Source organism: Agrobacterium sp. FDAARGOS_525 (genome assembly GCF_003938925.1).
In the GTDB taxonomy this organism is placed as follows: Bacteria; Pseudomonadota; Alphaproteobacteria; order Rhizobiales; family Rhizobiaceae; genus Agrobacterium; species Agrobacterium pusense.
Window position 1 is genome coordinate 167,821 of sequence record NZ_RKIU01000003.1, and the last position, 15,043, is coordinate 182,863.

Genomic DNA, 15,043 nt, shown 5'->3' on the forward strand with positions numbered 1-15,043 from the left:
CCATGCCGGATACAGCCCCTCCCGTCATCACCCCACGCGGCGCGAAGATCGAGCCCTCGGCCGGCGCGCCTTTCGAGGCAGTGCGCGTGGCCCGCGATGTGCTGCACACGTCCCGCACGGCAGCACTCGCCACGCTCGATCCCGTCAGCGGTTATCCCTATACAACCGCGACCAATATCGGCATCGAGCCGGATGGCACGCCGTTCTTCTTCGCGGCCGGGCTGACGCTGCACGCCCGCAATATGGAAAGCGATTCTCGTATCTCGCTGACACTCGCCCCTTTCGGCAAGGGTGACGCGCTGACGCTGCCGCGCCTGACACTGGTGGGCAGGGCGGAACAAATCAGCCCGGATGAAGTGCCGATCGCCATCGCGCGCTACATTGCCCGCTACCCCAAAGCGAAACTTTATCTCTCCCTTCCCGACACAAGGCTTTACCGGCTGCGGACGGAAGGCGTGCAGATTAATGGCGGCCCGGCCCGCAACAACAGCAATATCATCCCCGCCGATCTGCGGACCGATCTGTCAGGCGCAGAAGAACTGATGGCGGCGGCGGAAAGCGAAGCGACCCGCCTTAACGCCATCAAGGGCGAAGCAGCTCGGCTCGCCGTTCTAGCTGGCGCAAAGGCTGGCCGATGGACGATCACCTCCATCGATCCGGATGGTATCGATTTCGCCTCGGCCAGCGATCTGGCCCGGCTTTGGTTTACGGAGCGGGTGACGACGCTGAAGCAGTTTGAGAAGGCGCTTGCTTCGCCGGTGAGGTGACGGACGCAAGCGATTCAAAAAACATGAAAATTGCTTCTACTTGGCATTTTGTGGCCATGTCGCCGCGCCGCGCCGTCACCCCGGACTAGATCCGGGGTCCAGCGCGATCAAGTCCTTGATCGCGAAAGACTCTTTTCACGGCGCAGACGCGCCGTGGCTGGATGCCGGGTTAAGCCCGGCATGACGGGGGCGAGTTTTTGACCCCATCCCATCAAAAAGGCCGGGCCGCATTCCGCGACCCGGCCTTTTCTTGAAGATCAGACTGATGCTCAGAGAGCAGCGGTGACGATGAATTCAACCTTGTAATCAGGCGTTGCCAGCGCGGCTTCGCTGGTGGCGCGGGCCGGCGGGTTTGCCGGGTCGATCCAGCCTTCCCAGACAGCGTTCATTTCGCCGAAGGTGGACATGTCGGAGAGGTAGATGATGGTCTGCAGGATCTTCGACTTGTCGGAACCGACAGCGGCCAGCAGGCGGTCGACTTCAGCGAGAGCCGACTTGCTCTGTTCCGTCACGCTCGTACCTTCGCCAACCTGGCCGGCCAGATAAACGGTGTTGCCGTGAACGACGGCGCCGCTCATGCGCTTGCCCGGCTCGATACGCTTGATGGTCATGGAAAACTCCTGTTGATTGGCACTTGAAAAATAGAATGATGCGCGAAAAATCAGCCGCGCAGGTGATGGGTCTTTTCGTAGATCGCCGTGGAGCGCGCGCCGGAACGGCAATAGCCGAGCATCGGGCGCTGCAATTCATCGAGCGCATCCACCATGCCGGCAACGGCATCGGCGTCGACGCCATAGCGGCCGACCGGCACATGCATGATCGTCAGGCCAAGCTGCTCTGCACGCTCGGCAATATCGGCAAAAAGCGGCTGACCGTCTTCTTCGCCGTCCGGGCGGTGGCAGACGATCGACTTGAAGCCGAGTGCCTTGATCTCATCCAGATCGGCGACGCTGATCTGTCCAGTTACCGAATATTCGTCGTCTATGCGCCTGATATCCATGTCATGCCTCCTGAAACCGGCGTCCGCGCTGCTGGCCGTCATCCTTAGAGCGTTTCCAGTAAAAGCGGAAACGCTTTTACGTCCGGACAACGCGTAAAATCAAAGAGCTAGATCGTTTTGGCGATTCGAAGAAAAGCCAAAACGATCTAGAAATCCGCATCCGATGTAAGCGGTCAAATCCCATGCGTCAATGATGCCCGGTCTTCATTCGGTACGGCTCAGAGGATGGAAAAGCGCAGACCGAAGGAACGGCTTTCGCCCGGCTGAAGAATATTGAACTCACCGGCTGCCTCAAGCTCGCTACGCCCCACCCAGCGATGCGAAACCGGCTCGATGCCGAGCACGTTCGCCGGTGCCTGCTGGTTGCGCCACATCTGCAGATAGGGCAGCGTCTCCGTGCGAAAACGCACGGTGAGCGTCTTCCCGCCAATGGCCGCAATCGGGCCGAGTTTCAATTCCGCCCATTCAGTCTTGCCGGCCGAGACACAGAAAACAGTGCCCGGCTCCTCGCCAAAACGCCAGCCATGGCCGCCGCCATCCAGCATTGCGCCTTCAAGCCGCACCGCATCGTCAAACAGGCGGGCGCCGACATTCATATGGTACATCAGGAATACTGGAATCTGCCGCCCGGACGTATTGACGATCCTGTCATCGAGGCTGACCTCGCCGCTTTCGCCATCGATCTTCCATGTCCGTTCCAGCAGCGCCGTGCCGCCATCCGCAAGCTTCACGGGAACCTCGACGCGCGCCAGCGCATTGGACTCGAGAACATCGAACGCGGTGGTCGTTGCGGGATGCGAGGAGAAGGAGCCATGCAAGGGATATCGACGCCCCTCGCGGTCACCATCAATCGGTTCGGGATGACGGATATGATCGGGACCACAGGTAAAAAGAAAGCCTTCAAGCGAGTGGTCGATACGCGCATCGCCATCATCGGGAATGGCGCGGCCGGGCGCGATGTCTATGCCATCGACGACGCAGGCGCCGATATCGAAAACGGAGGTCTCATCGAGGAAAATGCGTGGCGATCTGCCAGCCTGAAACGAACGCAAGACAACCTCCCTGTGGCAGTAAAAACGCATGGTTCACGGAAACGCTACTAACCGTGACGGAAATTAAGATTGCATTAACCGCGAATTCACCTTTTTCACAATAGGGTCAAGATTACGGTGTGTTTATCGGTGACGAAGCAAGGGATAGCAGAATCGTGAAACAGTTTCTTAACGCAGCTCTGGGCCTGACGATCGCCGTGGCGTCGATTTTCGCTCCGCTACAGGCTGGCGCGCAGCAGCGTTATGGCGAACAGACCATGCTGGTTACGCCGGATGGCCGCGTTCTCGATTTCATGCCGGAACGTGGCGACATCGTCATCAGCCGTGACGCGATGGGCCGTACCGTGTTCTACGACCAGTACGGCAACCTGCTGGCCACCGAAATGCCCTCCGGCTACCAGCAGCGGCAGCAGGTACGCCAGCGCGACACCACCTATTATCCACCCGCCCCCGGTGGCCAGTATCGTGAGCCGCCGCGCGACTACGGTTATCAGGACAACGGCAACGTGCGCGATTATCGCGAATATCGCGGCGACGGCTCCGATGAGAATCTCTACACCGGTTCCGTGCCAGCCCCCGGCGCGGTGGAAAGCGGCCCGCTCGGCCAGCCGATGCCGGGAGAAAGCACCACGGCCGCCGTTCCGCAACCGGACCACCTGATCGAGCGGCATACGCCGGTAACGACGCCGGTCAACCGTTCCCGCCAGGAAATCGTCGCGCTCCAGACCTTCCTCGACCGCGAGGGCATCTCCCCCGGCGTGATCGACGGGAAGATGGGCGACAATGTCAACAAGGCCATAGCCGCCTGGCAGGACATGACGGGCGAAAAGCTCGACCCGAACAATTCAGAAGACATTCTGGAGCGCCTGCGCGCCTCGGGCGGCATGCCGATTGTGGATTACACGATCACCGCCGCCGATGCCGCTGGCCCCTACGTGGCCTCCATCCCGGACGACTATGCCGAGAAATCGCAGCTGCCTGCCCTCTCCTTTACGTCGACCTCGGAAGCGCTGGCCGAACGCTTCCACATGGATGAGAACTATCTGAAAGAGCTGAACCCCGGCGTCGATTTCTCCGTGCCCGGCACCATCATCAAGGTCGTCAATCCCGGCGAGGCGAAGAAGGGGCAGGTCGCCCGCATCGTTGCGCACAAGGGTATCAAGCAGGTCTTCGCCTATGGCCAGGACGGCAATCTGATTGCCGCCTATCCAGCCACGATCGGCTCCACGGACACGCCCTCGCCAAGCGGCACCCATACGGTAGAGCGTATCGCGCTCAATCCGGGCTACACCTATAATCCCAAGATCAACTTCAAGCAGGGTCAGAACGACAAGATCCTGCAGATCCCGCCGGGCCCGAACGGTCCTGTCGGCACGGTCTGGATCGCCCTGTCGAAGCCGACCTACGGCATTCACGGCACGCCGGAACCCTCGAAGATCGGCAAGACGAACAGCCATGGCTGTATTCGCCTGACCAACTGGGATGCCACCGAACTGGCGAAAATGGTCCGTCCCGGTGTGGTGGTCGAATTCGCGGAATAAATCGACTGGAAGAAAAGGAAAAAGCCCGGTGGTCCGGGCTTTTTTAGTTATGACGTTTCAGTCGCGCTTTTCCGTCAGGAAATATAGCAGCGCGGCTACCGGAAGAGCAAAGCCGATCCAGGAGGCGGCTTGCCATTCGCCAATCGCATAGGCCCAGCCGCCAACGGCGGAACCAATTGCACCGCCCATGAAAAATGTCGCCATATAGATGCCGTTCAGGCGGCTGCGGAATTCCGCCCCCAGCGTGAAGATCGCCCGCTGCCCGAGCACCAGATTGGTGGTGACACCGAAATCCAGAACGATTGCGGCAATGACAAGAATGGCGAGCGCCAGATGCGATCCCTCGGGCGCAAGATGCGTGACGGCGAAAGAGAGTGCTACCGCCAGCAGTGCAAAGAATGTCGCCGCCCGCGTCCATCCGCGATCGGCCATCCGCCCGGCAATCGGGGCGGCGACGGTGCCGGCCGCACCAGCCAGTGCGAAGAGTGCGATCTCACCCTGGCTGAGATTGAAATGCGGCCCACTCAGATAAAGAGGCGTCGTGGTCCAGAACAGGCTGAAGGCCGCGAAGAGAAAGGCATGATAGATCGCCCGCCGCCGCAGGACCGGGGTGTGAAGCGCCAGCCGGCCCATCGAAGCCATCAAGGCGCCATAGCTCAGCCGCGCTTCAGGCACACGGGTCGGCAGGAGCCGGAAAAGCACCACGGCAAGAAGCGCCATGACGGCCGCAGACGTCAGAAACACACCGCGCCAGGAGACAACTTCCGACAGAAGGCTGGAAACCGGCCGCGCCAGCATGATGCCGGCCATCAACCCGCTCATGACATTGCCGACCACCCGCCCGCGAATGGCGTGCGGCGCCATATGGGCCGCATAGGGAACGATGACCTGCACCGCCACCGAACTGACTCCTACCAGGAAGGCTGCGATCAGAAACGGCGTCGCATGTGGCGCGAATGCTGCGGCCGCAAGGGAAAGCACCGCCATGGAGACGGAGCCGACGACCAGCTTGCGGTTTTCCACGAGATCGCCGAGCGGCACGACAAACAGCAGACCGATACCGTAACCAATCTGTGTCAGGGTCACGATCAGCCCCGTCGCGCCAGCGGAAAGACCAAGCTCCGCACCGATGATGCCGGCAAGCGGCTGACCATAATAAAGATTGGCCGCGATCAATCCGCAGGCTGTCGCCAGCAGGAAAGTCAAAGCCGGGGAAATGGATGGTGCCTGAATATCATCCCCATCAATTACACGCGTCGTCATCATTTTCTCCAATATGGAAACAATCGTTTCCTAAATATTCACAAAATTACTCGGCAAGCCTCATGGCAATATCCACCACGGCCACCATGTCTTTAAGGCTCCGCCCTGTCTTTCCCACCACGCGCATACCGTACATCATGCACAGCATCGCCCGCGCAAGATCATCGGGATCAGCCTTGGACCGCACGGAACCATCCTTCTGCCCTTCGGCAACGAGGCGGGCGACGATCCGCTCCCTCGCCTTCACGGCCCTCTCGACCACAACGGCGATGTCGTCGTCCAGTGCCGCCAGATCAGCAGCGGCACCAACCACCAGACATCCGTCGGAGCCGACACCGCCGTGGGATCGTTCGGCGTAAAACATCAGCCCCGCTCTCAGCCGCTCATAACCGGTGTCGAAACCGGCCACAGCTGCCTCAAAACGCTCCGTCTGCATGATCCTGTAGCGCTCCATCGTCGCGATGAAGACGGCTTTCTTATCCTTGAAGGCCTTGTAGAGGCTACCCTGGGCCAGCTCCATCGCATCGGTAAGGTCGCCTACCGAGGTGGCGTGATAACCGCGCCGCGAGAATACCTTGATCGCGCCATCGAGCGCGCGTTCAAGATCGAACTCGCGCGGGCGGCCGCGATGGCGCTGTTCCGGGGAATGGGGCTGGCTGAAATTGCTCATGAACCGAATATAGGAAACGATCGTTTCCAAATCAAGCAAAAATTTCGCGCCATGAAGAGGTTGCGGGAGCGCCTCGTAAAGGCGCCTCTTCTCCGCATTTTTGTGGGGCACCCATTTCACCAAACCGTCGCACCGTCGCCGCAACCGGGCCGGATTCGCAACGCGAGGTCAGGCAGCCCTGCGTGTCACGAGACGTGCCAAGTGCGCAACGCGCCTCGGAAGTCTTTTCGGCAGGAGGTTGATGACTTCCTCGGCAAAGGCCGCCGCATTTTCTACCGCCTTGTCGATATTGCTAACCTTCTTGCCATCCTGACAGAGAAGCGTGCCGCCATAGTCGAAAATATCGCGATAGGCCGCCCGCTCGACAATCGCCGTGTTGAGCACGGAGACGTTTTTTTCCGCCAGCAGCATCTTGACGAGCAACAGCGAACGCGTTGCCACCATGGCGTTGACCCGTGTCAGCACGATGGAATGGGCGATCGCCTTGCCCATCTTGCGGTTCAGGAATTCGATGTGATCGAGAACTTCGGCAGCGCCACGCGCATCCATGGCCGATCCCTGTACCGGAATCAGAACATGATCGGAAATACCGAGCGCCATGGTCAAAAGCGGCGTTTTTGCGCCGGGCAGGTCAATGATGAAACAGTCTGTATTGGCCCGGTTTTCGCGAATGTGGCCTTCAAGCGAAGCCATCGTCACATGCGAAATCACTGACAGGTTTTCTACCATGCCCGAGAGTTCGTACCAGCGGGAAATCCACAATTGCGGATCGGCATCCAGAACCGTCACCCGATGGCCGCTACGGGCGAGTTCGGTCGCCAGAAGCAGCACGGCCGTGGTTTTTCCGGCGCCGCCCTTGGTATTGGCGAAAGTGATGACTGACATGATACCCCCTGTTTGTCAGAGCCGCTTCATGCTCATTCACGCACCGACCCACTTCATGGTGCTTTCCATAATCTTAACGAACAGGGTTAATAAAACGCTAACGCCGGGAAGAAGTGCTATGAGAAAAGCCCGCGATGGTCGCTCGGCACCGATGCGGGGTACAGCGTCGCCGCAGGTTTCTTCTCCCCGCCGGGGAGAAGAAACAAGCGGCACCCTCTCAACCTCTCACAAACCTGGCGATCAAAGGTAACTCCTTAAAAGCAAGCCTCAAAAAGTGCCTTGGTATTCTCCAGCGTCATCGGCACTGGATTGCCACCGCAACTCGGATCCTTGATCGCTTCCGCCGCAAGTTCGTCGATACGATCCGGCTTGATGCCCATGGCGGTGAGGTTCTCAGGCACGCCGAGTTCCTTGCGAAGCTCCAGCACATAGTCATAAAAGCCGTCGAAACCGCCGGAAATGCCAAGATAGGCAGCAGCGCGGGCAATCTTGTCCTCGATGGCAGGACGGTTGAAGCGCAGCACGGCCGGCATGACGACGGCATTGGTCATGCCGTGATGGGTGTTGTAGACAGCGCCGATCGGATGCGAGAGCGAATGGATGGCGCCAAGGCCCTTCTGGAAGGCAACTGCCCCCATCGCTGCCGCCGCCATCATGTTGGTGCGGGCTTCAATATCAGTACCGTCTCTATAGGCGCGCGGCAGGAATTCCTTGACGAGACGCAGGCCCTCCAGCGCCACACCGGCACTCATCGGATGATAGAAGGGCGAGGAATAGGCCTCCAGGCAATGGGCGAAAGCATCCATGCCCGTGCCAGCCGTGATGACCTTCGGCATACCAACCGTCAGCTCCGGATCGCAGATGACGACGCCGGGCAAGAGCTTCGGATGGAAGATGATCTTTTTCACATGCGTCTGCGAATTGGTGATGACGCTGGCGCGACCGACTTCCGAACCGGTGCCGGCCGTCGTTGGAACCGCGACAATGGGCGCGATCTTTGAGGCGTCCGCGCGGGTCCACCAGTCGCCAATATCCTCGAAATCCCAGACCGGGCGGGTCTGCCCGGCCATGAAGGCGATGGTCTTGCCAAGATCGAGGCCCGAGCCGCCGCCGAAAGCGACGACGCCGTCATGGCCGCCATCGCGATAAGCTTTCACACCCGCTTCCATGTTGATTTCGTTCGGGTTCGGATCGACCTCGGCGAAGATCGCCCGGCCGAGACCCGCCTCTTCCAGCACATCCAGCGCATGCGCGGTGATCGCCATATTGGCAAGGCCGCGATCCGTAACGAGAAGCGGCTTCTTGATACCAAGCGTCTTGCAGGCTTCCGCCAGTTCCTTGATCCGGCCACGGCCAAGCTTGACGGCGGTGGGATAGCTCCAGTTGGCGACGATATTCATTTCGTGACTTTCTTCAGATGGTAGGATTTCGGACGGGTCAGGTTCTGGAAACCGAGGACGGAGAGCGAACCGCCACGGCCCGTTTCCTTCACACCGGTCCAGCAAAGCGCCGGGTCGAGATAGTCCGCACGGTTCATGAACACGGTTCCGGTTTCGATCTCGCGGCCGATGCGCCCGGCACGGGCGGCATCCTGCGTCCAGAGCGAAGCGGTCAGCCCGTACTTGCTGTCATTCATCAGCGCGATGGCTTCGTCGTCGTTCTTCACCTTCATGATGCCCACCGCCGGGCCGAAGGTTTCTTCGGTCATGAACTCCATGGAGTGATCGACATTGACGAGGATTTGCGGCGCGACATAGGCGCTTTCGCCATCATCGGCAGGGAACAGCTTTGGATCGACCAACGCTTTGGCACCCTTCGAGACGGCATCGGCCACCTGCGCGCGCACCACCTTGGCGAAACGCTTGTTGGCCATCGGCCCGAGCGTCGTTTCCTGCTCCAGCGGATTGCCGAGCTTGTAATTGGAAACCCACGCGACCGACTTCTCGACAAAGGCGTCATAGAGGTTTTCGTTGACGTAGATACGCTCGATGCCGCAGCAGCATTGACCGGAATTATAGGTGGCGCCATCCATCAGCGTATCGACGGCGGCATCCAGATCTGCATCCTCCATCACATAACCGGGGTCCTTGCCGCCGAGTTCAAGACCGAGACCGGTGAAGGTGCCGGCAGCGGCGCGCTCGATGGCACGGCCACCTTCCACCGAACCGGTGAAGTTGACGAAGTTGAAAAGGCCCTCGGAAATGAGCGCCGAGGTCGTACCATGGTCTAGGAAGACATTGATGAAGACATCGTCAGGCACGCCAGCCTCGACAAAGGCCCGCACCATGCGCTCGCCGACCAGCAGCGTCTGCGCCGCATGTTTGATGACGACCGTATTGCCGGCCATCAAAGCGGGCGCGACGGTGTTGATCGCCGTCATGTAAGGATAGTTCCACGGCGCGATAACGAAGACCACGCCATGGGCTTCGCGTTCGATGCGGCGTTCGAAATTGCCGCTTTCCTCGATGACGAGCGGCGCCAGCGCATCGGCGGCAATGGACGCGACATAGTTCGAGCGCTCGTTAAAACCCTTGAACTCACCGCCATAACGCACTGGACGGCCCATCATGTGGGCGAGTTCCGGCACGACCTCAGCCACCATTTCATTGAGCCGCGCGACGCCCTTCAGCACCAGCTGAACGCGGTCCTCGAGCGGACGCCGCGCCCAGTCCTTCTGCGCCTTGCGCGCCTTCGAAACGGCGGCCCGCGCCGCCTCCAGCGACATCGCCTCCCGCTCGGCATAAACCGAGCCGTCGATGGGCGAGATATTCTGGATCATGGTCATGATGTTTTCCCGTAATGATTAGGCTCGTTCGAAACCGCGCGCCACTTCCCAGTCGGTCACGCGGCGGTCGTATTCTTCCTGTTCCCACGCCCCGGCGCGGACGTAATGATCGATCACATCGTCGCCAAAGGCGCTGCGCAGCATTTTCGATCCGTCCAGAAACGCAGTGGCGTCACGCAATGTCTTGGGTATCTCGCGCACATCCTTGCCGCCATAGGCATCACCGACAAATTCGGGCTCAAGTTCAAGTTTATTTTCGATGCCGTCAATGCCTGCTGCAAGCAGGGCGGCCATGGCGAGATAGGGGTTGAGATCGGAGCCGCCCACGCGGCATTCGATGCGGATGCCCTTGGTATCGGCGCCACAGAGGCGATATCCCGCCGTGCGGTTGTCGAAGCTCCAGATCGCTTTTGTGGGCGCGAAGGTACCCGCCATGAAACGCTTGTAGGAATTGATGTACGGGGCGAGGAAATAAGTAATTTCACTGGCGTGGGCCAGCAGCCCGGCAACATAATGCCGCATCAATTGCGACATGCCGTGCTCCGCATCTTTGTCCAGGAACGCGGGCGTCTTCCCGTCAAGGCTCCACAGCGACTGGTGAATATGTGAGGAACTGCCGGCGGCATTGTAGTTCCACTTGGCGAGGAACGTCACGGCCTTGCCTTTGGACCAGGCGATCTCCTTGGTGGCGTTCTTGATGATCGCGTGCCTGTCTGCCATGGTCAGCGCATCGGCGTAACGAACATTGATCTCCGCCTGCCCCGCGGACGCTTCGCCCTTGGAATTTTCAACCGGAATGCCGGCCCCCTGCAGGCCCTTGCGCAGCGCCCGCATCACATCTTCCTCCTTGGTCGTCTGGAAGATATGGTAATCTTCATTATAGCCGCTGGCGAGGTTCAGCCCCTTGTAACCGCTGGCGCGCGCCGCGTCGAAAGTCTGGTCGAAGAGGAAGAATTCAAGTTCGGTCGCCATATAGGCCTTCAGCCCCATGGCCTCCAGCCGAGCCACCTGCTTCTTGAGAAGCGCGCGCGGCGAATGCGGAACCTCTTCGTGGGTGTGATGATCGAGCACGTCGCACAGCACCAGCGCCGTGCCTTCCAGCCACGGCACACGGCGCAGCGTCGAAAGATCGGGCTTCAGGACATAATCGCCGTAACCCTTCTCCCAGCTGGAGGATTTGTAACCGGGAACGGTCTCCATCTCCATATCGGTGGCAAGCACATAGTTGCAGCTATGGGTTTCCTCAAAGGCGCTTTCGACGAAGAACTCCGCCTGGAACCGTTTGCCCATCAGACGCCCCTGCATGTCGACAAGGCAGGCCAGAACCGTGTCGATGCGCCCTTCGGCGACATCCATTTTAAGCGCGTCAAATGTGTAGCTCGTCATTTTATCCGTTCCCTTTATTGTCGTGACCGGGCGGCCGGAATGCGGCCGCCCGTTTGTTTAAGCATCAGGCCTTTGCAGCCGCCGCTGCCATGGCAGCCTGCTTGTGCTCCAGCGCGAATTCCTCTTCCGGCGAGAGGATGAGGCGATGACGGCCGATGAAAGCGAAATAGGCGATGGCGACCGCAAACCAGACGGCGACCCAGAGCACGCCCTTTGTGAAGTTCGGATCCTGGATCTGGTAAAGCAGCGTGACGATGGCGATGATGACAGTCAGCACCGCACCTGGAATGCCGAAGGGCGAGCGGAACGGCCGCTCGATATGCGGCAGGTTCTTGCGAAGCAGGATGAAGGAAATCGCCTGCATGATGTAGGAGAACATCGCGCCGAACACAGCCATGTTCAAAAGCACGCTGCCGATGATGCTGCCGCCCTGTTCCGCACCCAGCGCGAACCAGATGACCAGCATGACCGCAAGGCCGACGATCGCGCCGGTGATGTTGGCCACGTATGGCGTGCGGTATTTCGAGTGGGTGATCGACAGCACCGTCGGGAAATAACCCGCACGCGACAGCGAATAGATCTGGCGGCCCTGCGCATAGAGGATCGTATGGAAGCTGGCGATGAGGCCGGTAAGCGCGACGAGACCGAGCAGCACCACACCGCCATCGCCATAGATCGCCTTGAAGCCATCAAGCAGCGGCTCAAGCGAGGAGCTGAGATGGAAGGCGCCGACGCCCGGCAGCGACGGGTTGAGCAGCACGATCATGAAGGCCGAAACCATCAGCGTGACCATGCCAAGGATGATTCCCTTCGGCATGTCGCGTTTCGGATCGACGGATTCCTCAGCCGCCAGCGGCAGCTGCTCGATGGCGAGGAACAGCCAGACCGCGAAAGGCAGCGTGGCGAGAACGCCCGAAAAACCGAACGGGAAGAACGAGCCACCGCCCTCCGGCAGTTCCACCGCCTTGCCATCAGGTCCGACGCCGATGTTGAGCGCAAAACGCGAAAAATCGATATTGGGAATGGCACTGATCCAGAAGAACACCAGAACGGCGAGCGAAATCAGCGTGATGACGAGCGTCACCTTGAAGGAAAGCTCAAGCCCGAAGACGTTGAGCGCAAGGAATATCGCGTAAAACGCTATCCACACGAGGCCGGATCGAGGCCGAGAATCGAGTTCACATAGGCTGTGATGAAGGTGACGACGACCGCCGGCGTCAGCACGTATTCAACATTCTCACAAAGACCGGTGATGAAGCCGCCCCAGGGGCCCATGGCCGTGCGAGCGAAGGAATAGGCCGCACCCGTGTGGGGCAGCGCCGGGCTCATTTCGGCGATCGAGAATGTCAGCCCGAGATACATGATGGCGATGATGATGCCCGCCACCAGCATGCCGCCCCAGCCGCCGGTGGAGAAACCGAAATTCCATCCGGAAAAATGCCCTGATATGACCGCGCCGACGCCAAGCGACCAGAGCGACCACACGCCCGCATAACGGGATAGTCCGCGTTTTTCGAAATAGGATGCATCAGCTTTCTTGTAGCTGACGCCTGACGATGAACTGTCCATGCCCTTCTCTCCTGATAAGAAAAAAACAAGCCAGTCAGCCGTTATTGGCCGATTGTGCCCCAGTCTTCGGCGCCATCAGGAAACTCCCGGATCGCGCCGCACGCATCTGCTGTTCCCGTACCGCTTCGTTTTCCGGCTTCTTTGACCGGATGGCGGCAGTCTCCCTTCGATGCCTGACCCCGGTGTGTTCACCATCGGCCGGCCCTTGCTCCCTCACTCGTCGATCGATGCGAGTGCCTTCCCCATAAGCTCGTGTAGAAATGCGGCGATGTTCGCCTGCTCTCCTTCATCGGCGATCAGATCGTTGCGGATCTCGATCATGACGTTCAAAAGCCCGTCCGGCAGCGCATGGAGTCGCAACGTATGCGTCACGCCATCTTCCGGGCCATAAGGATCGTTGCGATTGACCATGAGCGAGGCCCCTTCGGCGCCTGTCAGCATGGCGTCAGCGAGACGGCTGTCGGTATCATGCAGGATGCCCATCTCAACCTCGCGGAACCGGCCGTGATAAACCGGCGTGAAACTGTGGATGGTCACCACCACCACCTTGCGGCCGTTCGCCTGCCGCTCGGCGATGATCTCGCTCACCCGGTCGTGAAACGGCACATACAGCGCTGACGTTCGGGCAAACCGCTCCGCTTCGGTGAGGTCGAAATTGCCTGGAATATCATATACTTCGCTTTTCACCGGCATGGCGGACGGCGATTCGGGGGGCCTGTTGCAATCATAGACCAGGCGGGAAAACCTCTGATAAATGAGCGTCGCGTCGAGCTTCTCCGAAAGCAGACGGGCAACGGCCAGAGCGCCGGGGTCCCATGCCACATGACTTGAAAGAACCTCGGGCGACAGGCCGAGCGTGCCGAATCTTTGCGGAACGGTGGCCGAAGCATGTTCGCAGACGAGCAGGACATCGCCCGCCGCACCGGCATTCTCGATGCCAACGGCCTGCCCTTCCGCTTCTGTGAAAAACCGCGAACGCACCGTCATGCACGTACCCCACCCGGAAAACCGTCTTCCCTAACGGCGAAAAGAATTCTTCACATTATGGCGGGTGTCAAATGGAATTTTGAAATTTTCTCTTCATTTTTCCATTGACTCAATTACGGGCAGAGATGTTTATTTTAGCGCACACACCGGCAGAAAGACCGGAAGGGGAAAGATTTGCGCAACACCGTGGCCACCGTGTCGGACGTCATCCATGCCCATTACGACGCGCTGACACGTTCCGAAAAACGGCTGGCAGAAAGCCTGCTCGGCAATTATCCGGTGTCCGGCCTCGGCAGCATCACCACGATTGCCGAAAATGCCGGTGTTTCCACCCCGACAGTGGCGCGGATGGTGCAGAAGCTCGGCTATAAGGGCTACCCCGAATTTCAGGCGCATCTGCACCAGGAGCTGGAAGCGACGATCTCCGGTCCGGTGGCCAAACATGACCGCTGGGCAACCAATGCGCCGGGCCTGCACATTCTCAACCGTTTCGCCGACGCCATTACCGGCAATCTGCGCGATACGCTTGGGGATCTCGATACCGCCGTCTTCGACAATGCCGCCGCGCTGCTTTCCGACCGCAAGCGCAGCATCTACTTCGTCGGCGGGCGCATCACCGGTGCGATTGCCGAATATTTCTTCACCCACATGCAGGTGATCCGGCCGAAGACAACGCTGATGTCGTCCAACTCCAGCGCCTGGCCGCAATATATGCTGAATATGAGCGCCGGCGATGTGCTCGTCATTTTCGACATCCGCCGTTACGAGCACGATATGACGACGCTGGCAGAGGTGGCCAAGGCAAATGGGGTGCAGATAATCCTCTTTACCGACCAGTGGACATCGCCGGTGGCGCGTCATGCGCTGCATATTTTCCGGGTCAAAATAGAGGCCCCGTCCGCGTGGGATTCGTCTGTCGTTACGCTTTTTGTCGTCGAGGCGCTGATCGAAGCGGTGCAGAGCGGCACGTGGGACGAAACCAAGGAACGCATGAACGCACTGGAGGGCCTGTTTGAACAGACACGCCTGTTCCGACGCCCTGATAGAACGTGAATATGCGTAGCCGGCATACGACTTGACGTCGATGCCGCACGCTGATTGGATACCTGCGATCGCTACCAGCACGATAAAGCAGGGG

At 59.6% G+C, this 15,043-nt stretch carries 13 protein-coding genes and 1 pseudogene; 3 read left to right on the plus strand and 11 right to left on the minus strand.

Annotated elements, in window-relative coordinates; all coding sequences use genetic code 11:
• The first annotated feature begins 2 nt into the window (after positions 1-2).
• On the plus strand, positions 3-767 hold the full coding sequence (locus tag EGT36_RS02030) for a HugZ family pyridoxamine 5'-phosphate oxidase (RefSeq protein ID WP_037089855.1): 765 nt from the start codon (positions 3-5) through the stop codon (positions 765-767).
• Positions 768-1,036: 269 nt separating this feature from the next.
• Here the strand turns inward: EGT36_RS02030 and EGT36_RS02035 are convergent, their stop codons facing one another.
• From EGT36_RS02035 to EGT36_RS02045, 3 genes are all read right to left on the minus strand, one after another.
• Positions 1,037-1,378 carry a RidA family protein gene (locus EGT36_RS02035; protein ID WP_037089854.1) on the minus strand — a complete coding sequence of 114 codons (342 nt, stop codon included), beginning with the start codon at positions 1,376-1,378 and terminating at the stop codon, positions 1,037-1,039.
• Positions 1,379-1,428: 50 nt separating this feature from the next.
• Positions 1,429-1,767, minus strand: a complete 339-nt coding sequence (locus EGT36_RS02040; protein ID WP_003522797.1) for a protein tyrosine phosphatase family protein — start codon at positions 1,765-1,767, stop codon at positions 1,429-1,431.
• Between the two features lie 218 nt (positions 1,768-1,985).
• Positions 1,986-2,819 (minus strand): aldose 1-epimerase family protein, encoded by an 834-nt coding sequence (locus EGT36_RS02045; protein ID WP_037089853.1) that lies wholly within the window; start codon positions 2,817-2,819, stop codon positions 1,986-1,988.
• A 155-nt stretch (positions 2,820-2,974) separates the two neighbouring features.
• Between EGT36_RS02045 and EGT36_RS02050 the strand changes: the two genes are divergently transcribed.
• Complete coding sequence (locus EGT36_RS02050; protein ID WP_004442842.1) at positions 2,975-4,360, plus strand: L,D-transpeptidase family protein; 1,386 nt, start codon at positions 2,975-2,977, stop codon at positions 4,358-4,360.
• Positions 4,361-4,417: 57 nt separating this feature from the next.
• Here the strand turns inward: EGT36_RS02050 and EGT36_RS02055 are convergent, their stop codons facing one another.
• The 8 genes and pseudogenes from EGT36_RS02055 to EGT36_RS02095 all read right to left on the minus strand — a co-directional run bounded on the left by EGT36_RS02055 (position 4,418) and on the right by EGT36_RS02095 (position 13,905).
• Positions 4,418-5,623 carry an MFS transporter gene (locus tag EGT36_RS02055; RefSeq protein WP_169692044.1) on the minus strand — a complete coding sequence of 402 codons (1,206 nt, stop codon included), beginning with the start codon at positions 5,621-5,623 and terminating at the stop codon, positions 4,418-4,420.
• A 46-nt stretch (positions 5,624-5,669) separates the two neighbouring features.
• Positions 5,670-6,293 carry a TetR/AcrR family transcriptional regulator gene (locus EGT36_RS02060; protein WP_037089973.1) on the minus strand — a complete coding sequence of 208 codons (624 nt, stop codon included), beginning with the start codon at positions 6,291-6,293 and terminating at the stop codon, positions 5,670-5,672.
• A 168-nt stretch (positions 6,294-6,461) separates the two neighbouring features.
• Complete coding sequence (locus EGT36_RS02065) at positions 6,462-7,178, minus strand: ParA family protein (protein WP_022556625.1); 717 nt, start codon at positions 7,176-7,178, stop codon at positions 6,462-6,464.
• A gap of 254 nt (positions 7,179-7,432) precedes the next feature.
• The gene (locus EGT36_RS02075) at positions 7,433-8,578 is read right to left on the minus strand and encodes an iron-containing alcohol dehydrogenase (protein WP_035209340.1); all 1,146 of its coding nucleotides are present in this window, start codon (positions 8,576-8,578) and stop codon (positions 7,433-7,435) included.
• Complete coding sequence (locus EGT36_RS02080) at positions 8,575-9,963, minus strand: aldehyde dehydrogenase family protein (protein WP_125270019.1); 1,389 nt, start codon at positions 9,961-9,963, stop codon at positions 8,575-8,577. Before EGT36_RS02080 ends, EGT36_RS02075 begins: the two co-directional genes overlap by 4 nt.
• Before the next feature lie 18 nt (positions 9,964-9,981).
• Positions 9,982-11,349 carry a glutamine synthetase family protein gene (locus EGT36_RS02085; RefSeq protein WP_037089849.1) on the minus strand — a complete coding sequence of 456 codons (1,368 nt, stop codon included), beginning with the start codon at positions 11,347-11,349 and terminating at the stop codon, positions 9,982-9,984.
• Positions 11,350-11,413: 64 nt separating this feature from the next.
• A pseudogene (locus EGT36_RS02090) lies at positions 11,414-12,918 on the minus strand (amino acid permease).
• Positions 12,919-13,131: 213 nt separating this feature from the next.
• On the minus strand, positions 13,132-13,905 hold the full coding sequence (locus EGT36_RS02095; RefSeq protein ID WP_037089848.1) for an N-formylglutamate amidohydrolase: 774 nt from the start codon (positions 13,903-13,905) through the stop codon (positions 13,132-13,134).
• A gap of 174 nt (positions 13,906-14,079) precedes the next feature.
• Here EGT36_RS02095 and EGT36_RS02100 point away from each other — a divergent pair, with 174 nt between their 5' ends.
• Complete coding sequence (locus tag EGT36_RS02100) at positions 14,080-14,958, plus strand: MurR/RpiR family transcriptional regulator (protein ID WP_037089846.1); 879 nt, start codon at positions 14,080-14,082, stop codon at positions 14,956-14,958.
• Positions 14,959-15,043 lie beyond the last annotated feature (85 nt).